This is a genomic window from Pseudomonas sp. NY15364, from assembly GCF_048068235.1.
Lineage (GTDB): Bacteria > Pseudomonadota > Gammaproteobacteria > Pseudomonadales > Pseudomonadaceae > Aquipseudomonas > Aquipseudomonas mendocina_D.
On sequence record NZ_JBLUPX010000047.1, the window covers coordinates 1 to 19,421 of the forward strand.

Sequence of the window (19,421 nt, forward strand, 5' to 3'; positions counted from 1 at the left end):
CCTGAGCGCTGCACTTTGCATCATTGCACCAGTAAAAACACAAACGCCCCGAATCAATCGAGGCGTTTGTATTGAACCGGTTCAGTTCAGAACGTTTTCACACAGTCTGATAAAAGCGGGCCTCTTTTCTTACCACCGGAGCGGGCCCGGCTCAGCGCCCTTCCACCTTCGTCCGCAAGCCCTGCAGCGTTTGCAGCGGCGCATCGACGACGAAACTGTTGGCCAGCCAGGAGGGCACGCTGCCGCCCGGTTCAGTGTGCACCTCGTAGGTCACTTTCACCTCGCCCTGACCCAGCGGCTTGAGATGCCACTCGCCATCGACACGCCGCACCCGCACGAAGTCCTTTTCCTCCGGCAAGCGCTCCGGCACCGCCTTGAGCAGACGCGTGACGCCGCCATCCGCATCGGTGCGTGTGGTCACCTGGATCACCGAATCACGCGCCTTCACCGGCCAGGGCATTTCGAAACGGGTGTACAGCTCGCTCACGTCGCCCTTGCTCTCGAGCAGTCGCTGCTCCTGGCAACTGAAGAGCCAGGAGCAGGAGCCGGCGACATCCTCCTGCGCCGCTTGTAGGGCAGCCAGGTCGCCCTTGATCGTCACCACGCCACGATAGGCCTTGTACTTCGACCCAGGCACATCGGCCAGATAAACGCTGACACCGTCTTCCTCGCGCTCCAACTGCCACTGCCTTTCGGCAGCTTGGGCAGCGGTCGCGCACAACAGCATGGCCAGAACGGAAAAACGCATCATTTCGAGCAACTCCCGGGAGGACTGTTTGCGTTTCGACCCGCACGGGCCGTAAGCGGTTCAAATCGTCAGGCCGTCGCCTGCTCCAGCCAGCCCAGCATCCGAATGGCACTCTCGCGGTCATCCGCACACAACTGTTCTTCTGCCTTGAAACCTCCGCACACTGCAGGTCTCTCCGGGCGACCGAAGATGGCGCAGAGAAACTCAGCATCAAGATGAATGCAGCGCACGCCGGCCGGCTTGCCATCGGGCATGCCCGGAATCGGAGAACTGATGGAAGGCGCGATGCAGCAGGCACCGCAACCAGCACGACACTCCATGAAACGACCTCGACTACAAACGAACGGCGGCGATCCTAATGACCTCCACACTTGCCGTCGAGGCCTTTCACGATCAGCGGTTACGCTGCAGGCGGGCCAGCAGGCTGGAGGTATCCCAGCGCCCACCACCCATGGATTGAACATCGGCATAGAACTGATCGACCAGCGCCGTCACCGGCAGCTGTGCGCCGTTGCGACGCGACTCTTCGAGCACAATCGACAGGTCCTTGCGCATCCAGTCGACCGCGAAGCCGAAGTCGAACTCGCCCGCCAGCATGGTCTTGTAGCGGTTTTCCATCTGCCAGGACTGCGCCGCGCCCTTGCTGATCACATCGACCACCGCATGACCATCCAGCCCTGCGCGCTGAGCGAAGTTCAGCGCTTCTGCCAGCCCCTGAACCAGACCAGCGATGCAGATCTGATTGACCATCTTGCTCAACTGGCCGCTACCGGCCGCCCCCATCAGGCGCATCATTCGCGCGTAGCTCTGGATGACCGGCTCGGCCACGGCATAGGTTTCGGTCTCACCACCGACCATTACGGTCAGCACGCCATTGACCGCTCCCGCCTGACCGCCGGACACCGGTGCATCGAGAAAACCGAGACCACGCTCGACTGCGATGGCTGCCAACTCACGCGCGAGATCGGCCGAAGCCGTGGTGTGGTCGACCAGAATGGCGCCCGGCGCCATGCCAGCGAATGCGCCCTGCTCGCCGAGCACCACGCTGCGCAGGTCGTCATCGTTGCCGACACAACACATCACCAGTTCGGCGCCCGCCACCGCCTCACGCGGGGTCGGCGCACTGCTGCCGGCATACTCGCCCATCCACTGCTCGGCCTTGCCCGGCGAGCGGTTGTAGACAGTCACCTGATGACCGTTGCGGGCCAGATGCCCGGCCATCGGATAGCCCATGACGCCCAAACCGAGAAACGCGACCTTTGCCATAGCGACCTCCTGTAGATATAGGCGCCAGAGCCTAACACGACGTTTGCCCTGGCCGAAAAGGCCCTCCATACTGCCTGCGGTACCGCTCAGCGCAGGGGCTTGAACTTGGTCCTGATACTAGGAACCTTTTCCATGCAGTGAGGCCGAAGCGCAACAGATCGCAGACAGGTTCTAATAGGAGCGTCCATGGGGCATTGGCTAGTCATCGACCTGGAGGCCACCACCGACGAAGGCGGCTGGGCGATGGAAGAAATGGAAATCATCGAAATCGGAGCCAGCCTGGTCGGAGCAGACGGTCATGAGCGCGATCACTTTCAACGCTTCATCAGGCCACAGCGCCGCCCCTGCCTGACCGACTTCTGCCGCGAACTCACCCATATCACCCAAGCCGAAATCGACAGCGCCGCTGCCCTGCCCCAGGTCTGGGCTCAGTTCGAGCGCTGGCTGACCCAGCATGCGCCACGCCTGGTCGGCTGGAGTAGCTGGGGTGATTACGACCGTCGCCAGCTGGAGCAGGAATGGCGTCAACATCAGTTGCACAGCCTGCTGACCGAGGTGCCGCACCTCAACCTCAAACAAGCTTTCGCCAAGGCGCGCCAATTGCAGCGCCCGGTTGGCCTGCACAGTGCACTGCAACTGGCTGGCATGCAGTTTCAAGGGCAACAGCACCGCGCCCTCGAAGATGCGCGTAACACCGCCCGCCTGCTGCCACTGGTATTGCCCCTCAAAGACTGATGACGAAGAAAAGGCGCTTGGGCATACTGGCGACCCTTTTATGGCCTGCCATGCATGGCGGCTACCCTTCGGGCCGTCGTCACACGACGTTAAACATGGCTCCCAGCAACTTTTTCAACCCCTTCCGAGGAATCGCAGATGTTCAAGGTCAACGAATACTTCGACGGCACCGTCAAATCCATCGGTTTCACCATGGCTGAAGGCCCTGCCACCATCGGCGTAATGGCCCCGGGCGAATACGAATTCGGCACCAGCCAGCTGGAAGTCATGCACGTGGTTGCCGGCGCTCTGACCGTCAAGCTGCCAGGCAGCGACAACTGGAACACCTTCGAAGCCGGCAGCAAGTTCACCGTCGAGGCCAACAGCAAGTTCCAGCTGAAGGTAGCCGTAGACACCGCCTACCTCTGCGAATACCGCTAAGCCACAGGCCTCATGAAAAACCGGCCCTCGCGGCCGGTTTTTTCTTTCATGCTCACCGGCAGGACATACCCATGCCACGCAGCGCACTTCTCGTCCCCATTGCCTTGCTCGTGGTGGCCATGGTCTCGATCCAGAGCGGCGCCTCGCTGGCCAAGAACCTGTTCCCGCTGGTCGGCGCCGAAGGCACCACGGCGCTGCGCCTGGTGCTCGGCGCGATCATCCTGTCGCTGGTGATGCAGCCGTGGCGTGCACGTCTGGACCTGCGCAAGTGCCACTCCCTGCTGGCTTACGGCCTGGCGCTGGGCGGCATGAACCTGATGTTCTACATGTCGCTGCAAAGCATTCCACTGGGCATCGCTGTGGCCCTGGAGTTCACCGGGCCGCTGGCCCTGGCGTTGTTTTCCTCGCGCCGCCTGCTGGATTTCGTCTGGGTGATCCTGGCCGTCGCCGGGCTGTGGATGCTGCTGCCTACCGGCGCCACGCAACACGCGATCGATCCGCTCGGCGCAGCCCTGGCACTCGGCGCGGGTGTTTGCTGGTCGCTGTACATCATCTTCGGACAGAAAGCCGGCGCCCAGCATGGTCGCCACACCGTTGCCCTGGGCACCTGGGTCGCCGCCTTGCTGGTACTGCCCATTGGCATCTGGCATGCCGGCACGGACCTGCTGAGCGTAGACCTGCTACCCATCGCCCTCGGTGTCGCGGTGCTGTCCTCGGCCCTGCCCTACAGCCTGGAGATGGTCGCTCTGACGCGCCTGCCAGCGCGCACCTTCAGCGTGCTGATGAGCCTCGAGCCGGCAGTCGCGGCCATGTGCGGCCTGACCTTTCTAGGCGAGAAGCTGCTCTGGGGCCAGTGGCTGGCCGTCGGCGCGATCATCGTCGCCTCGACCGGGGCGGCCGCCACTATCAAGCCAAAAAGTTAAGTACCGAACTGCAACTCGGCCAGCCGCGCATAGAGCGGGCTACTTTCGATCAACTCGGCATGGCTGCCGATGGCAGCCAAACGGCCCTGTTCGATCACTGCGATGCGATCCGCTTGCTTCACCGTGGCCAGACGGTGAGCGATCACCAGCGTGGTACGCCCGGCCATCAGCGATGGCAGCGCCTGCTGGATCAGGTGTTCACTCTCGGCATCCAGCGCACTGGTGGCCTCGTCGAGCAGCAGGATCGGCGCATCGGCCAGCAAGGCACGAGCAATGGCCAGACGTTGACGCTGGCCACCGGAAAGCCCAAGCCCGGACTCACCGAGATGGGTCTGGTAGCCCTGCGGCAAACGCTGGATGAACTCATGGGCGTGTGCCGCTCGCGCGGCCGCCTCCACTTCGGCCTGACTGGCATCCAGGCGGCCGTAGCGAATGTTGTCTTCGACCGAGCCGAAGAACAGCGCGGGATTCTGTGACACCAGAGCGAAACAGGCGCGCAGCTCGCGCGGCTCGAGCTGATCGATCGGCACACCATCGATGAGGATGCGCCCGCCCTGCGGGTCGAAGAAACGCAGCAGCAGGTCGAATAGCGTCGACTTGCCAGCACCGGACGGCCCCACCAGCGCCAGGGTTTCACCTGCCGCCACCTGCAAATCGATGCCATCGACGGCATAGCTGTCCGAGCGCGACGGATAGGCGAAACGCACGCCCTGCAACTCGATACGTCCCTGCACCGGCTGCGGCAGATGCTGCGGCTGTTCTGGCGCCACGATGGCGTTACTGGCGCGCAATAGCTCGCCGATACGCTCGGCGGCGCCAGCCGCACGCTGCAACTCACCGATCACCTCACTCAGCGTGCCGAACGACGAGCCGACGATCAGGCTGTAGAACACGAAAGCCGCCAGCTCACCACCGGAAATGCGCCCGGCGATCACGTCCATGCCGCCGACCCAGAGCATCACCCCCACCGCACCAAGCACCAGCACGATGACCACGGTGATCAGCCACGAACGCTGGGCAATGCGCTTGCGCGCCACATCGAAAGCGGCCTCGGCCGACTCACCGAAGCGTCGCTTGTCCTCGTTCTGATGGTTGTAGGCCTGCACCGTCTTGATCTGCCCCAGCACTTCGCCGACGTAGCTGCCGACATCCGCCACGCGATCCTGGCTCTGCCGCGACAGCGCGCGCACACGACGGCCGAACAGCAGGATCGGCGCCACCACCAGCGGCAGGGCCAGCAGGACGATGCCGCTGAGTTTGGGATTGGTCACCACCAGCAGCACGCTGCCGCCGATCAGCATGATCAGGTTGCGCAGCGCCATCGACAGCGATGAGCCAATCACCGATTGCAGTAGCGTGGTATCGGCGGTCAGCCGCGACTGGATCTCCGAGCTGCGATTGCTCTCGTAGAAGCCTGGATGCAACTCGATCAGGTGATCGAACACCCGCCGGCGGATGTCCGCGACCACCCGCTCGCCGATCCACGACACCAGATAGATACGCGTGTAGGTACCGAAGGCCAACGCCAGTACCAGCACGAAAAACAGCAGCAGGGAGTGCCGAAGCGCTGCCGGAGATTGCGTGGCCAGGCCCTGGTCCACCAGCAGCTTGATGCCCTGGCCCATTGACAGGGTGATCGCGGCCGTGAACATCAGCGCCAGCAGCGCGCCCACCACTCGGCCGCGATAAGGCGCGATAAAGCGCCAGGCCAGACGCATGGCGCCACGCTGGCGAGAAGAAAGCATCGAGGTCATGACAGGTCTCAGGGGGCAGCAGCCGAGGGCGCTTCAGCCAGCCAGGCCACTGCACACAAGGCCAGCGCAGCCAGATTGGTCGAAAGCGGATTGAACGCCTGAATCAGCAGATGGGGGCTCAATAGCGCAACATCAAGCAGCAGCATCAGCAATACCGCGCCCGCGACCAACAAGGGCCAACGATGGCGACGCACCGTGAGCAGCAGGATACCCAGGAGAATCTCGGCCACGCCGCCAATGATCGCGATCATTGGCGGCGCGAACAACGGATGGTCTGGCAAGTGATGGGCCCCGATCATCGCCACCTCATCAGGACTGAGCCAGAGAATCTTCGGTGCCAGCCCATGCCAGATGAACACCAACGCCAAGGCCAGCCGAGCGAGCCAGGCAATCTGCGCCAGACGCGCCTCAGTCATGCAGGAAGCGCTCGGCATGGTCGGCGCTGGGCAGCAGGCAGACCTCATGCCGACCGAACAGACGGTAGCGATTCAGCGCGATGCGGTCATAACACCAATCGCGCAGCGGGCGCGGAATCAGGCGCAGCCAGGCGAGCGCACGCCAGGGCTGGGATAGGCGCGCAAGGATGCGCAGCAGCGCGTTCGAACGTACGTGCAACCCCGTCTCATCGATCAGCGCCATGGTGTCGAAGTGGTCCGTCGGCAGCCCATACCAGCTCAACAATGCCTGGCCTTGTGCCGATTGCACCGAAGCCAGACGAAATTGGCGCTGGCGGTCATGCCGAATGAGGAACTTCGCCCAGCCATTGCAGAGCTTGCAGACCCCGTCGAACAGGACCACGCGCTCGCCTGCAGCAAGACCGGGCGGCAGCGATTGCCTGGTCATTGCACAACGCTCGCCTGCTGCGCCAGCGGGCGGTAATGGCCGGTGATGCGGTAAGCGAACAGAATGTCCTCCTCCTGCGTGCCCCGGCCGATGTTGTGCAGCACGAGCGGTGTGCCTGTTGCCGCCTGACGGTCGCTGACGATGCCGATATGGGTAAGGCCACGCCCCAGATCCCAGGTGACGATATCGCCGGCACGGTAGGCCAAGGCATCCTGCTTGACCGCAAGCGCCCAGCCCTGCCGCTTGAACCAGGTCATCAGGTTGGGCACGCGGCGGTGATCGATGTTGCTGTCCGGGCGACTCAGCCCCCAGTTCTTCGGATAGGCGGCAAAGTTGCCGCGCATGTCGCGATGCACCGCTTCCTGCAGATCCAGCCCCTGCTGACGCAGTGCGCGGATCACCACGTCAGTGCAGACGCCGGTTGCCATGGGTACGTCGCCGCCCGGATAGCTCAGCGTGCGGTAGGCCGGGTCATAACCCAAGGTCACGCCGACCTGCGTACGCGCATCGAGCACCAGCTTGTCAGCCTCTATGGCTTGCGCGGCAAACGCCAGCGACCAAGCCAACAGTAGAACCAGCATGCGCATTTCGATCTCCTATCGACTCAGCGGGTATAGCAACTCTTCCTTGTACCCCGCCCAGACCCGCACGGCATCGGGGAAGGCATCATCCAGCGCCACGTCACCACTGTCGACCAGCAGCGGCCGGCCCTCCAGCGTCGCCAGCTTGCGCTTGGTGGCCACCACACGCAGGCGCTCCAGGCCCACGGAGCGCAGTACACGCGGGCTGATCTGCTGATTGCCACGGCCGATGATATGGCCCTGACCGCCGATTGCGGTCACCAGCAGGTAAGTCGGGTGCCCGTCGACTAGGTCGAACAGCTCGCTTTCGTTGACGTCACGCGCAATCACCTGCCCCGCTTCGATCACATCGACGCCCAGCAAGGTGGTTTCCAGCCCCAGGTTCTGCGCCAGGCCGTGCAGGGTCGAGCCTGGGCCGAACACGTAGCGCGCGTCTGGCTCCCACTCCGCCTCCAGCCAGGCGGCGAGATCGGCAAGCACCAACTCTTCGGACTCCACGCCACCCTGCTTGACTGCCTGCACGTAACCGCCCTCCTGCGGCACGCACAGCTCGCCATACCAGCGTGCGGTGACACGGCCTTCGCGCAGGGCGCTCTCATCGATATCACGCACCTCGCCGCTGGCCAACCGCACCAGGCCGCCGTCTACCAGGCGCGCCGTCAGTTCGCCCGCGGCTCGCGGGCTGATGGCATAGACGCCGGACTGGATCTTCACTCCTGCAGGAATGCCCAACACCGGCTGCCCGTCCCTCACAGCGGCGCAAACATCGCGTGCGGTACCGTCGCCACCGGCGAAGAGAATCAACGCCACACCGGCGTCCTGCAGTTGCCGCACCGCACGCTGGGTATCTTCGGCGGTGGTCGCACCTTCGCTCAACTCACCCAGCAAACGATGTTCGAAGCCCATCTGCGCCAAAAGATCGCCACCCATGGCGCCGGGGTAGCTGACGAACTCAATGCGCTCTTGCAGGGTCAACAACTGCTCAAGCGCGGTGAGCGTACGTTGTGCAGCTTTTGGCTCGACACCCAGAGCCAGCGCCTGCTCGGCCATGCCGTCGCTACCCTTGAACGCTGCCGGGCCACCTAGGCCGGCCAGCGGATTGATGATCAGACCAATATGAAAACGCGACATGAGTTCCTCGTTCCACACAGGCTGGCACGCAGCCTGCAATACGATTTTTGCACTGTGTTTTGTGACGGAGTTCCGCCGTCTTGGAATCTGTTTAAAGTATTGCGAGCTAGAGCCAGGCAAGGCGAAATCGGGCGAACAAGCGAGTTTACGAGTAGTAAATGAGCTTTCTGAGCCCGATTTCAACGCAGCATGGCCGACGTGCAGCAGACTTCGAGCAGGTTCCTGATTGTCACCGCGCCTTCATCTGGATGTCCCAGACTGGCGCACACCACTGATGAGGAGACAGGCCATGAGCTTGCAAGACAACGCTGCCCAATGCCCCGCCACCGCGCAACAGCATGAACCGGTGGGCGGTTTTATCATCGACGGCCAAGGCCGCGAAGTGCCCATTACCGAAGACATGATCCAAGAGGCGTGTGACGCCCTGGAAGAAAGTCGCCAACGCGTCAGCCAGCAGGCGTGAATCCGCTGCGCTGGGCTCTCAACGTGCCCAGCGCGCATACCTTACTCGCTCGGCACCAGTTTCAACGACAGTGAGTTGATGCAGTAGCGCAACCCGGTCGGGCGTGGGCCATCGGGGAACACATGCCCCAGATGCGCGTCGCATTTGGCGCATTTGACTTCGATGCGATGCATGCCATGGCTGTAATCGTCGAGGCTGGCGATCACCTCGTCATTGATCGGCTGAAAATAGCTCGGCCAACCGCTGCCCGAGTCGTATTTGGCGTCCGAGTCGAACAGCGCCTCGCCACAGCAGGCGCAGTGGTAGATGCCAGGGGTTTTGCTGTCGTGATAAGCGCCGGTGAACGGCCGCTCAGTGCCACCTAGCCGGCAGACATGAAACTGCTCGTCAGTCAGCTCTTCGCGCCAGCTATCCAGGGGTTTGTCGACTTTATCCACGAACGGAGTTCCTCCTCGGTAATGGGCGATACGCGGCGTTGCAGGCTGCGCCAGCGCCTGGTGGCAACCGCTGCCAAAGCGAGCGGTGTGCGACTGCTCGGTCACTGTGCACCCTGTGGCAGGCCAGAAAAAAGCCGGGCGGATACCTTTGCCGCGCTCAGGGCGCCACGTATGATTCGACCCCAGTCTGTCACCCGCGTTACAGGCTGCCAAGATTCCCCGTCGAGAGAATTTTGCAGCATATTTGCGTGGGCTCTCCTTAGCTCGGGATTCCTTACATGCAGGTCAGCAAATCGAACAAGCTCGCCAACGTCTGCTATGACATTCGCGGACCGGTGCTCAAGCACGCCAAGCGTCTGGAAGAGGAAGGTCATCGCATCCTCAAGCTGAATATCGGCAACCCGGCGCCGTTCGGTTTCGAGGCTCCGGAAGAAATTCTTCAGGACGTCATCCGCAACCTGCCTACGGCGCAGGGCTACAGCGACTCCAAAGGGCTGTTCAGCGCACGCAAGGCGGTGATGCAGTACTACCAGCAAAAGCAGGTCGAAGGCGTCACCATCGAGGATATCTACCTCGGCAACGGCGTATCCGAGCTGATCGTCATGGCCATGCAGGCACTGCTAAATAACGGTGACGAGGTGCTGATTCCGGCACCTGACTATCCGCTGTGGACTGCTGCCGTGGCCCTGTCCGGCGGCAAGCCGGTGCACTACCTGTGCGACGAACAGGCCGGCTGGTTCCCGGATATCGCCGACATGCGCGCCAAGATCACGCCCAATACCAAGGCACTGGTGCTGATCAACCCGAACAACCCCACCGGCGCGGTGTATTCGAAGGAAGTGCTGCAGGATATCGTTGAGCTGGCGCGCCAGCACAACCTGGTGATCTTCTCCGACGAGATCTACGACAAGATCCTTTACGACGACGCCGTGCACATCAGCACCGCTTCGCTGGCACCCGACGTGCTCTGCCTGACCTTCAACGGCCTGTCCAAGAGCTACCGCGTGGCCGGTTTTCGCTCTGGCTGGGTGGCCATCTCCGGGCCCAAACACAGGGCGCAGAGCTACATCGAAGGCCTGGATATCCTGGCCAACATGCGCCTGTGCGCCAACGTGCCAAGCCAGCATGCGATCCAGACCGCACTCGGTGGCTACCAGAGCATCAACGACCTGGTACTGCCAAACGGCCGCTTGCTAGAGCAGCGCAACCGCGCCTGGGAGCTGCTCAACGACATTCCCGGGGTCAGCTGCGTCAAACCAATGGGCGCGCTGTACGCCTTCCCGAAGATCGACCCGAAGGTCTGCCCAATCCACAATGACGAGAAGTTCGTCCTCGACCTGCTGCTTTCCGAGAAGCTGCTGATCGTTCAGGGCACCGCTTTCAACTGGCCGTGGCCGGATCACTTCCGCGTGGTCACCCTGCCCCGCGTCGATGACCTGGAGCAGGCCATCGGCCGCATCGGCAACTTCCTCAAGGGATACAGCCAGTAAGCCGACATGGACCTGCAGATCGACGACTTCTACAAGGACGCCGCCAGCGGCCTGCTCATGCTCTACCAGGCCTTCCCGCGCAAGATGGCGCTGTACGTGGAAGACCTGATCGGGCGCGAGGAGCCGGACGAATTCGGACTGCCCAGCAAGCGTCACCAGGCCTGCCTGGGTGCACTGTTGTGGCTGGCCGAAGAAGGCTATCTGCGTTTCGAGTCGACCATCGCCTACGATGCGCTGGATCAGGCCGTGCTAACCGAGAAGGGTTTTCTGCGCCTGTCGCGCGCGATTCCCCATGCTCTGCGCGAGGGTGAAGTGCTGCCGCCTAGCGTGCGCCGAGTCCATGCCACACTGGCCTTTCAGCTACGCGAGGCCCTGGCCCAGCAGCACGGCGAGCGCACTGCCCGCCTCACTCGCCTGCTGTTCGAGAGCACGCTACACGGTCAAGAGACATAGTTTGAAATAGTCGCTGGTTGAAAGCCCCAGGGGGGCGCCCTTATATAGCCGGCATTACTCGTACGTCTTTCCCCGTGAGGAGTCCGTTCACACCATGATGCGCATTATGTTGTTCCTGGCAACCAACCTGGCGGTTCTGGTTATCGCCAGCATCACCCTCAAACTGCTGGGGGTCGATCGGTTCACCGGCCAGAACCATGGCAGCCTGCTGATTTTCTGCGCCGTGTTCGGTTTCGCCGGCTCACTGGTCTCGCTGTTCCTGTCCAAGTGGATGGCGAAGATGAGCACCGGCACGCAGATCATCACCCAGCCGCGCACCCGTCACGAACAGTGGCTGCTGCAGACCGTCGAGGAGCTGTCCCGTGAAGCCGGCATCAAGATGCCGGAAGTCGGTATCTTCCCGGCCTACGAGTCCAACGCCTTCGCCACCGGCTGGAACAAGAACGACGCGCTGGTCGCCGTCAGCCAGGGTCTGCTCGAGCGCTTCTCGCCTGATGAAGTGCGCGCGGTGCTGGCCCACGAGATCGGCCACGTGGCCAACGGTGACATGGTCACCCTGGCACTGATCCAGGGCGTGGTGAACACCTTCGTGATGTTCTTCGCACGCATCTTCGGTAACTTCGTCGACAAGGCGATCCTGAAGAATGAAGACGGCCACGGTATCGGCTACTTCGTCGCGACCATCTTCGCCGAGCTGGTGCTGGGTATCCTGGCCAGCATCATCGTCATGTGGTTCTCGCGCAAACGTGAGTACAAGGCTGACGAAGCCGGTGCCCGCCTGGCCGGTACCGGCGCCATGATCGCGGCGCTGCAGCGTCTGCGCGCCGAACAGGGCGTGCCGGTGCAGATGCCCGACAGCCTGACTGCCTTCGGCATCAACGGCGGCCTGAAGAACGGCCTGGCCGGTCTGCTGATGAGCCACCCGCCGCTGGAAGATCGCATCGAGGCGCTGCGCCGCCGCGGCTGATCGAAACCGCGAAACAAAAGGCGACCTCAGGGTCGCCTTTTTCATTGCTCGCTGCTTTAGCGGCGCGCCAGGTGAAACACCACCTCCTCCACCGCATCAAGCTGATTCTCGACAAAACGCGGGTTGCCACTCAGCACATCCTTGCGCTCCAGCTCATGCGGCACCCAACCTGGCGTGAAGCACTGCTCGACCTCGGCGTCCTCGACCGAGAACGGTGGGCCATCCATGCGTTGCTGGTCGTATACCAGGGTCACCAGCAGACCCTGACAGGCTGACGGCAGAATCGCCTGCAGGTGAGCGGCGTAGCGTTCGCGCATCTCCGGCGGCAGCGCGATCAGCGCGGCACGGTCATAGAATGCCTGGCAGTCGGCAACGTCAGCGTGGCTCAGGGCGAAAAAGTCGCCGCAGAGAATACGTAGCTTGCCGGCCTGATAGATCTTGAAGGCTCCCTGCTGCGAGATCTGTGGCTGTACATCACGTTCGGCGAAAAAATCCTCCACGGCGCGCTCGGCCAGTTCGACACCAATCACGGTGTGGCCCTGTTCCGCCAGCCAGGCCAGGTCCAGGCTCTTGCCACACAGCGGCACCAGCACTGCCGCCTGTTCGGCGAGCCCGAGCCGAGCCCAGTGTCGACGCAGATAACCGTTGACCTTCTCCTGATGAAAGCCGATTTGGCTGCGCGCCCAACGCTCCTGCCAGAACGCCTCGTGCATGAGTGAAACCTCCACAAATTCGATAGGAATGCTCAACTATTTATGCTGGAAGTCGATAGGTCCAGCAACGAAGATGGCGACATCCTACTTCAGGAGCTGATCGTCATGCTGCCCTCACTGTTCATATCCCACGGTTCGCCCATGCTGGCCCTTGACCCAGGTGCCAGCGGCCCCGCACTGGCCAGGCTGGCCGCCGAGCTGCCCAGGCCCAAGGCCATCGTGGTGGTGTCGGCGCACTGGGAAAGCGAGCAACTGCTGCTGACGGCGGGCGAGCATCCGCAGACCTGGCACGATTTCGGCGGCTTCCCGGCGCCCTTGTACGCCGTGCAGTATCCTGCTCCCGGCGCACCAGAACTGGCCCAGGAGATCGCAGAACAATTGAATCACGCGGGCCTGCCGGCAGCGCTCGATGCCCGGCGCCCATTCGATCATGGCGCCTGGGTTCCGTTGTCGCTGATGTATCCGCAAGCCGATATCCCCGTGGTGCAGCTTTCGCTACCCAGCCGCCTTGGCCCCGAGCAGCAGACGCGTGTGGGTCGTGCACTGAGCAGCTTGCGTGAACAAGGCATATTACTTATCGGCTCCGGCAGCATCACCCACAACCTCGGCGAGCTCGATTGGCGCGCCGGCCCCGACGTCATCACGCCCTGGGCCAAGGAGTTTCGCGACTGGGTGGTGGAAAAGCTCGAAGCGAACGACGAAGAGGCCCTGCACCACTACCGCCGGCAGGCACCCAACGCCGTACGTAACCATCCCAGCGAAGAACATCTGCTACCGCTGTTCTTCGCTCGTGGCGCAGGCGAAGCCTTTTCCGTGATTCACGCAGGCTTCACCTACGGCGCGCTGGGTATGGACATCTATCGCTTCGACTAGACGACAGACACGCGCCAGAAACAACGAGGCCCGTCATCGACGGGCCTCGCTCATTCAGTCCAACCGCACCAGGATGCGGCCGACCATGCCACCGGCCAATATCCGCTCGATAGCCGCCGGCAACTCCGCCAGGCCAATTTCCTGGCACAGCGGCGAGAGATCGAGCTTCCACTGCAGCGAGAGCTTGTCCCACATCGATGCCTTGACCACAAGTGGCAGCTCCACCGAATCCACCCCCAGCAGGTTGACCCCGCGCAGGATGAACGGCAGGACGCTGGCCTGGAAGCCGACGCCAGCGGTCAGCCCGCAGCAGGCCACGCTGCCGCTGTGGCGCAGCGACTTGACCACATTGAACAGAATATCGCCGCCCACGGTATCGACCGCGCCCGCCCAGCGCTCCTTGAGCATCGGTCGGTCGCTGCCTTGCTGCAGCTCCTCGCGACTGACGATCTCGTCGGCGCCCAGACCACGCAGGAAATCCGCCTGCTCGGCCTTGCCGGTAGCCGCGGCTACGCGATAACCAAGCTGCTTGAGCAACACGACCGCGATACTGCCAACCCCGCCGGTAGCACCAGTGACCAGCACCGTACCGGATTCAGGAGTGACGCCAGCCTGCTCCAGCTTGTCCACGCACAGCGCGGCGGTCAGGCCTGCAGTGCCGAGCACCATCGCCTCGCGCAGCGGCAGCCCCTGCGGGCGCTTGATCGCCCAGGCTGCCGGCACGCGGATGTACTGGCCAAAACCACCGGCGGTATTCATGCCCAGGTCGTAGCCGGTGACGATCACCTCGTCACCCACGGCGAATTCGGCAACGCTGGAAGCCTCAACCACACCTGCCGCGTCGATACCGGGCGTGTGCGGGTAGGCCTTGGTCACACCACGATTGCCGCTGGCGGACAGCGCGTCCTTGTAGTTGAGCGAGGAATAGCGCACGCGGATCAACAACTCGCCCTGCGGCAACTGCTCGACGTTGCGCTGGACTACTTCACGCTGGAAACCGCCATCGGCGCCTTCGCTGACCAGCAAGGCCTTGAACTCGGTCATCACCCTCTCCTCTTGTCGTGGTTCGCGGCTGCGCGACGCAAGTCGGTCGTGCAGCCCATCATGAACGAAGCGTTACCAGAAGCGTTGCTGATTGAGCCGGCTCAACCAGGTCAGGACGAAGCGATCTGCCGCCATGCTGGCCGCCAGCCCGACACGCTCCTGCAGGCTTTTTTTCTGAGCGAAATGCAAATGGAACAGTTCAGCCTCAGCGGCGCGTTCGGCCAGGTACTGGTCGCTGGTCTTCAGTTCATCTACCAGTAGGCGCTCCTGCGCGGCCATGCCCAGCCAGACCTCGCCAGTAGCGATGGCGTCGATATCCAGCTGCGGGCGGTAACGGGCGACGAAGCCCTTGAAGAGCTCGTGAGTGGTTTCCAGGTCTTCCTGGAATTTCTCCCGGCCCTTTTCGGTGTTTTCGCCGAACACGGTCAGGGTGCGCTTGTATTCACCAGCTGTCAGCACTTCAAAGTCGATCTCGTGCTTCTTCAGCAGACGATGCACATTGGGCAACTGCGCCACCACGCCAATGGAGCCGAGAATGGCAAAAGGCGCACTGAGAATCTTCTGGCCGATGCAGGCCATCATGTAGCCGCCGCTGGCTGCTACCTTGTCCACGCAAACGGTCAGTGGGATGCCGGCGTCGCGGATGCGCACCAGCTGCGACGAAGCCAGGCCGTAGCTGTGCACCATGCCACCACCGCTTTCCAGACGCAGCACCACTTCGTCCTCGGCCTTGGCCATGGACAACAACGCCGTCACTTCATGGCGCAGGTTATCGGTAGCCGATGCCTTGATATCGCCATCGAAATCCAGCACGAACACCCGCGGTTTGCTGGGCGGCGCTTTCTTGTCCTGCTTGGCCGCCTTGGCCTCGGCCTTGCGCGTGGCCTTGAGTTGGTCCTTGGACAGCACGCTCTGCTCCAGACGCTCACGCAGATCCTTATAGAAGTCATTGAGCTTCTGCACCTGTAGCTGGCCACTGCCACGCCGCCCCCTGCCGCGCGTGGCGGCGATCGCCACCAGCACCACGACGATAGCGACCACCAGGGTCAGGGTTTTCGCCAGAAAGCTGGCGTACTCGCTTAGAAACTCCACGGATCCCCCTCGGACAATGCAGCGGCGCCTGAGCGCACAAAGGCTCAAGCATACCGGCGCGGCGGCCTAGCGGCCAACCTCGGCAGCGTTGCTGCAATAGCCATACGAGTAATTCAAACAAGCGTATGTTTTTTCGTTGACAGCCCCTGAGCTTCCTCATACCCTCGCGAAACATTCAACGTGCCGGGACCAATACGGACGTGGGCAGCATCTATCTGATTCGACATGGCCAGGCCTCATTCGGTGCAGACGACTATGATGTCCTGTCTCCTGTCGGCGTACGCCAAGCCGAAGTGCTGGGCGAACACCTCGAACAACTCGGCATAGCCCTCGATCGTTGCGTCAGTGGCAGCCTGCGTCGCCAGCAGCACACCGCCAACGCAGCCCTGCAGCGCATGAGCCATGCGCCGACACTGGATATAGACGAAGCCTTCAACGAATTCGACGCCGATGCAGTGATTCGTACACTGCTGCCGGATCTGCTGCCGGAAGAGCCCGAAGCCCTGCACATTCTGCGCAACGGTGCGCAGAACCGTGCCGAGTTCCAGCGCCTGTTCGCCAGACTGATCCAGCGATGGATTTCCGGCGAACATGACAAACCAGGCCTGCAGAGCTGGCAGGCTTATGTCGAACAAGTCGAAGGCGGCCTGCGGCGCATCCTCGAACAGGCCAACAGCAAACAGAACATTGCCGTATTCACTTCCGGCGGCACCATCACCGCCCTGCTCCGCCTGATTACCGGCGTGCCGGCGGCAAAGGCCTTCGAACTGAATTGGCAGATCGTCAATACCTCGCTCAGCCAGCTGAAATTCCGTGGCAGCGAGGTGAGTCTGGCTTCCTTCAACAGCCATGTGCATTTACAGCTGCTGAAGGCGCCGGAGCTCATCACCTATCGATGAGCTCCAGCCCACTGCGGCCGAGAGGCTGCGCGAAAAAACCGAAAAAGGATAAGACCATGAGTGTTGCTGACATCGCCCAAACCATGCAGTCCAAGTTCAACGCCAGCGCCGCTGCAGGCCTGGATCTGGTATTCCAATTCAACATCGAAGATGGCGAGAACTACGCGCTGATCGTCAAAGACGGCACCTGCGCCCTCGAGCAAGGCGACAACCCGAACGCCAACGTGACCCTGATCATGGACAGCGAAACCCTCAAGGGCATCGTCAGCGGCGAAACCGACGGTATGCAGGCTTTCATGGCTGGCAAGCTGCGCGCCGAAGGCGACATGATGCTGGCGATGAAGCTGGGCGAACTGTTCCCGGTCTGATCGGCGAGCCGAGCGCAAAACACGAAAACCGGAGTCCTGGCACTCCGGTTTTTTATTGCCTGCGCACAGGCTGAAGGCTCAGGTTGAAGATGACTGATCAGGCAGTTTGATCGAGGTGCAACACGCCCGCCTATAACGGCGCGTATTGCTTGTGACAGCCAGGGTGCAGCATTAGATTAGCCAATTATCTGGGGCACCCATCATAAATAGAAGGGATAAGCATGGCGCTCACTGACCAATCCACCCGCATTCGCACCGGCGAAGAACTCGACGCCGACGTCATCGACGCTTATCTGAAAGCCAATATTCCGGGCCTGAGTGGCACAGCCAAGATCAGCCAGTTCCCCGGCGGCGCTTCGAACCTGACCTACCTGATCGAATACCCGCAGCAGGAGTTCGTCCTGCGCCGCCCGCCGTTCGGCCACAAGGCCAAGTCGGCCCACGATATGGGCCGTGAGTACCGCATTCTAAACCAGCTCAATGCCGGCTTCCCCTACTGCCCGAAAGCCTACGTGCACTGCACCGACGAGTCGGTGATCGGCGCCGAGTTCTATGTGATGGAGCGGGTCAAGGGCATCATCCTGCGTTCGGACATGCCTGCCGAGTTGAACTTCAGCGCCGAGCAGACCGCCGCACTTTGCAAGAGCTTCATCGACAAGCTGGTGGAGCTGCACAACGTCGATTACAACGCCTGCGGCCTGGGCGACCTGGGCAAACCCGAGGGCTATGTCGGGCGTCAGATCAAGGGCTGGAGCGAGCGCTACGAGAAAGCCCTTACTCCGGACGCACCAACCTGGGAGCCGGTCAAGGCCTGGTTGAATGACAAGATGCCGGCCGACCATCACAAGCCAGGCATCGTGCACAACGACTACCGCTTCGACAACGTGATCCTCGACCCCAACAACCCGATGCAGATCATCGGCGTGCTCGACTGGGAGATGACCACCATCGGCGACCCGCTGATGGACCTGGGCAACACCCTGGCCTACTGGATCGAAGCCGGTGACCCGGCACCGGTGCAACTGATGCGCCGCCAGCCGAGCAACGCGCCGGGCATGCTTACCCGCCAGCAGTTCGTCGACTATTACGCCGAAAAAGCCGGCATCGAGATCAAGAGTTTCGACTTCTACTACACCTACGGCCTGTTCCGTCTGGCCGGCATCGTGCAACAGATCTACTACCGCTTCTACCACGGCCAGACCCAGGACAAGCGCTTCGCCCAGTTCATTCAGATGAACAAGCTGCTGGAGCAGATGTGCCTGCAGGTCATCGGCAAATCCACTCTCTAACCCCGGGGTAATTACAATGTCCAAGACCCAACTGTTTGACCTCGATGGCAAGATCGCCTTCGTTTCCGGCGCCAGCCGCGGCATCGGCGAGGCCATTGCCAAGCTGCTGGCCCAGCAAGGCGCGCACGTGATCGTCTCCAGCCGCAAGATCGACGGCTGCCAGGCCGTGGCGGATGCCATCACCGCTGAAGGTGGTAAAGCCACTGCCATCGCCTGTCACATCGGCGAGATGGAGCAGATCACCAACGTCTTCGCGCAGATCAAGGAACAGTTCGGCCGCCTCGACATCCTGGTCAACAACGCCGCGACCAATCCGCAGTTCTGCAACGTGCTGGACACAGACCTCTCCGCCTTCCAGAAGACCGTGGACGTGAACATTCGCGGCTACTACTTCATGTCCATCGAAGGCGGCAAGCTGATGAAGGGAAACGGCGGTGGCTCGATCATCAACGTCGCCTCGATCAATGGCGTCTCCCCCGGCGAGTTCCAGGGCATCTACTCGGTGACCAAGGCCGCGGTGATCAGCATGACCAAGGTCTTCGCCAAGGAGTGCGCGCAGTTCGGCATTCGCTGCAACGCTCTGCTGCCGGGCCTGACCGACACCAAGTTTGCTTCGGCACTGACCAAGAACGATGCCATCCTCAAGCATGCCCTGCAGCGCATCCCGCTCAAGCGAGTGGCCGACCCGAGCGAGATGGCCGGCGCGGTGTTGTATCTGGCCAGCGAAGCGTCCAGCTACACCACTGGTGTGGCGCTGAACGTGGATGGCGGATTCCTCTCCTGACACCAAGTACCCTAAACGACAAAGGCACCCTATAGGTTAATGCCAGTCAGTTAAGCTGACTGGCATTTTTATTTCTGGTCGGATACTTGGACGGCTTGGGTTTGACCGCTCGCGGATAACTGCGATCCTCACGGCGATGAGGTAGGAC

The 19,421-nt window shown here is 62.1% G+C and carries 24 protein-coding genes; 12 read left to right on the top strand and 12 right to left on the bottom strand.

What is annotated here, in order from left to right:
* Positions 1-151: 151 nt before the first annotated feature.
* The 3 genes from ACNFCJ_RS22680 to ACNFCJ_RS22690 form a co-directional block, all read right to left on the bottom strand.
* A complete protein-coding gene (locus ACNFCJ_RS22680) occupies positions 152-751 on the bottom strand; it encodes an START domain-containing protein (protein WP_416773718.1) in 600 nt (199 codons plus the stop codon).
* 65 nt (positions 752-816) lie between these two features.
* The gene (locus ACNFCJ_RS22685) at positions 817-1,068 is read right to left on the bottom strand and encodes a YkgJ family cysteine cluster protein (RefSeq protein ID WP_099524370.1); all 252 of its coding nucleotides are present in this window, start codon (positions 1,066-1,068) and stop codon (positions 817-819) included.
* 73 nt (positions 1,069-1,141) lie between these two features.
* Entirely contained in the window at positions 1,142-2,014 is an 873-nt protein-coding gene (locus ACNFCJ_RS22690) for an NAD(P)-dependent oxidoreductase (protein WP_416773719.1), read from the bottom strand.
* 186 nt (positions 2,015-2,200) lie between these two features.
* On the opposite strand from ACNFCJ_RS22690, the gene ACNFCJ_RS22695 reads away from it, so the two are divergent.
* From ACNFCJ_RS22695 to rhtA, 3 genes are all read left to right on the top strand, one after another.
* Positions 2,201-2,749 carry an exonuclease domain-containing protein gene (locus tag ACNFCJ_RS22695; protein ID WP_416773720.1) on the top strand — a complete coding sequence of 183 codons (549 nt, stop codon included), beginning with the start codon at positions 2,201-2,203 and terminating at the stop codon, positions 2,747-2,749.
* Between the two features lie 138 nt (positions 2,750-2,887).
* Entirely contained in the window at positions 2,888-3,169 is a 282-nt protein-coding gene (locus ACNFCJ_RS22700; protein ID WP_017676765.1) for a pyrimidine/purine nucleoside phosphorylase, read from the top strand.
* A 71-nt stretch (positions 3,170-3,240) separates the two neighbouring features.
* Positions 3,241-4,092, top strand: a complete 852-nt coding sequence (rhtA, locus tag ACNFCJ_RS22705) for a threonine/homoserine exporter RhtA (RefSeq protein WP_416773721.1) — start codon at positions 3,241-3,243, stop codon at positions 4,090-4,092.
* Here rhtA and ACNFCJ_RS22710 read toward each other — a convergent pair.
* The 5 genes from ACNFCJ_RS22710 to ACNFCJ_RS22730 are packed head-to-tail and all read right to left on the bottom strand — an operon-like array spanning position 4,089 to position 8,401.
* Entirely contained in the window at positions 4,089-5,846 is a 1,758-nt protein-coding gene (locus tag ACNFCJ_RS22710) for an ABC transporter transmembrane domain-containing protein (protein WP_416773722.1), read from the bottom strand. The genes rhtA and ACNFCJ_RS22710 overlap by 4 nt on opposite strands.
* 8 nt (positions 5,847-5,854) lie before the next feature.
* On the bottom strand, positions 5,855-6,262 hold the full coding sequence (locus ACNFCJ_RS22715) for a DoxX-like family protein (protein WP_416773723.1): 408 nt from the start codon (positions 6,260-6,262) through the stop codon (positions 5,855-5,857).
* Entirely contained in the window at positions 6,255-6,689 is a 435-nt protein-coding gene (locus ACNFCJ_RS22720) for a thiol-disulfide oxidoreductase DCC family protein (protein WP_416773724.1), read from the bottom strand. The genes ACNFCJ_RS22715 and ACNFCJ_RS22720 overlap by 8 nt, the downstream gene beginning before the upstream one ends.
* Positions 6,686-7,276 carry a DUF1287 domain-containing protein gene (locus ACNFCJ_RS22725; protein ID WP_416773725.1) on the bottom strand — a complete coding sequence of 197 codons (591 nt, stop codon included), beginning with the start codon at positions 7,274-7,276 and terminating at the stop codon, positions 6,686-6,688. Before ACNFCJ_RS22725 ends, ACNFCJ_RS22720 begins: the two co-directional genes overlap by 4 nt.
* A gap of 9 nt (positions 7,277-7,285) precedes the next feature.
* Positions 7,286-8,401, bottom strand: a complete 1,116-nt coding sequence (locus tag ACNFCJ_RS22730) for an ATP-NAD kinase family protein (protein ID WP_416773726.1) — start codon at positions 8,399-8,401, stop codon at positions 7,286-7,288.
* 289 nt (positions 8,402-8,690) lie between these two features.
* On the opposite strand from ACNFCJ_RS22730, the gene ACNFCJ_RS22735 reads away from it, so the two are divergent.
* The gene (locus tag ACNFCJ_RS22735) at positions 8,691-8,864 is read left to right on the top strand and encodes a PA1571 family protein (protein ID WP_179576682.1); all 174 of its coding nucleotides are present in this window, start codon (positions 8,691-8,693) and stop codon (positions 8,862-8,864) included.
* Positions 8,865-8,905: 41 nt separating this feature from the next.
* Here ACNFCJ_RS22735 and msrB read toward each other — a convergent pair whose 3' ends face one another.
* Positions 8,906-9,301, bottom strand: a complete 396-nt coding sequence (msrB, locus tag ACNFCJ_RS22740; RefSeq protein ID WP_099524388.1) for a peptide-methionine (R)-S-oxide reductase MsrB — start codon at positions 9,299-9,301, stop codon at positions 8,906-8,908.
* Between the two features lie 278 nt (positions 9,302-9,579).
* On the opposite strand from msrB, the gene ACNFCJ_RS22745 reads away from it, so the two are divergent.
* The 3 genes from ACNFCJ_RS22745 to htpX all read left to right on the top strand — a co-directional run bounded on the left by ACNFCJ_RS22745 (position 9,580) and on the right by htpX (position 12,211).
* Positions 9,580-10,791 carry a pyridoxal phosphate-dependent aminotransferase gene (locus ACNFCJ_RS22745; RefSeq protein ID WP_106732405.1) on the top strand — a complete coding sequence of 404 codons (1,212 nt, stop codon included), beginning with the start codon at positions 9,580-9,582 and terminating at the stop codon, positions 10,789-10,791.
* A 6-nt stretch (positions 10,792-10,797) separates the two neighbouring features.
* On the top strand, positions 10,798-11,244 hold the full coding sequence (locus tag ACNFCJ_RS22750; protein ID WP_099524394.1) for a hypothetical protein: 447 nt from the start codon (positions 10,798-10,800) through the stop codon (positions 11,242-11,244).
* A gap of 94 nt (positions 11,245-11,338) precedes the next feature.
* Positions 11,339-12,211, top strand: coding sequence for a protease HtpX (gene htpX, locus ACNFCJ_RS22755; RefSeq protein WP_099524396.1), 873 nt, complete (start codon positions 11,339-11,341; stop codon positions 12,209-12,211).
* 56 nt (positions 12,212-12,267) lie between these two features.
* On the opposite strand, the gene ACNFCJ_RS22760 is transcribed toward htpX, so the two are convergent.
* Positions 12,268-12,924, bottom strand: a complete 657-nt coding sequence (locus tag ACNFCJ_RS22760) for a thiopurine S-methyltransferase (RefSeq protein WP_416773727.1) — start codon at positions 12,922-12,924, stop codon at positions 12,268-12,270.
* A 105-nt stretch (positions 12,925-13,029) separates the two neighbouring features.
* On the opposite strand from ACNFCJ_RS22760, the gene ACNFCJ_RS22765 reads away from it, so the two are divergent.
* Complete coding sequence (locus tag ACNFCJ_RS22765) at positions 13,030-13,797, top strand: DODA-type extradiol aromatic ring-opening family dioxygenase (protein WP_416773728.1); 768 nt, start codon at positions 13,030-13,032, stop codon at positions 13,795-13,797.
* Positions 13,798-13,851: 54 nt separating this feature from the next.
* Here ACNFCJ_RS22765 and ACNFCJ_RS22770 read toward each other — a convergent pair whose 3' ends face one another.
* Both ACNFCJ_RS22770 and sohB read right to left on the bottom strand, forming a co-directional pair.
* Complete coding sequence (locus ACNFCJ_RS22770) at positions 13,852-14,841, bottom strand: YhdH/YhfP family quinone oxidoreductase (protein ID WP_416773729.1); 990 nt, start codon at positions 14,839-14,841, stop codon at positions 13,852-13,854.
* Between the two features lie 72 nt (positions 14,842-14,913).
* A complete protein-coding gene (sohB, locus tag ACNFCJ_RS22775) occupies positions 14,914-15,933 on the bottom strand; it encodes a protease SohB (protein WP_416773730.1) in 1,020 nt (339 codons plus the stop codon).
* Between the two features lie 200 nt (positions 15,934-16,133).
* Between sohB and ACNFCJ_RS22780 the strand changes: the two genes are divergently transcribed.
* From ACNFCJ_RS22780 to ACNFCJ_RS22795, 4 genes are all read left to right on the top strand, one after another.
* Positions 16,134-16,832, top strand: coding sequence for a histidine phosphatase family protein (locus ACNFCJ_RS22780; protein ID WP_416773731.1), 699 nt, complete (start codon positions 16,134-16,136; stop codon positions 16,830-16,832).
* Positions 16,833-16,888: 56 nt separating this feature from the next.
* Positions 16,889-17,200 (top strand): SCP2 sterol-binding domain-containing protein, encoded by a 312-nt coding sequence (locus ACNFCJ_RS22785; RefSeq protein WP_003459932.1) that lies wholly within the window; start codon positions 16,889-16,891, stop codon positions 17,198-17,200.
* A gap of 221 nt (positions 17,201-17,421) precedes the next feature.
* Complete coding sequence (locus tag ACNFCJ_RS22790; protein ID WP_416773732.1) at positions 17,422-18,489, top strand: phosphotransferase family protein; 1,068 nt, start codon at positions 17,422-17,424, stop codon at positions 18,487-18,489.
* A gap of 16 nt (positions 18,490-18,505) precedes the next feature.
* Positions 18,506-19,273, top strand: a complete 768-nt coding sequence (locus tag ACNFCJ_RS22795) for an SDR family oxidoreductase (RefSeq protein WP_106741463.1) — start codon at positions 18,506-18,508, stop codon at positions 19,271-19,273.
* Positions 19,274-19,421 lie beyond the last annotated feature (148 nt).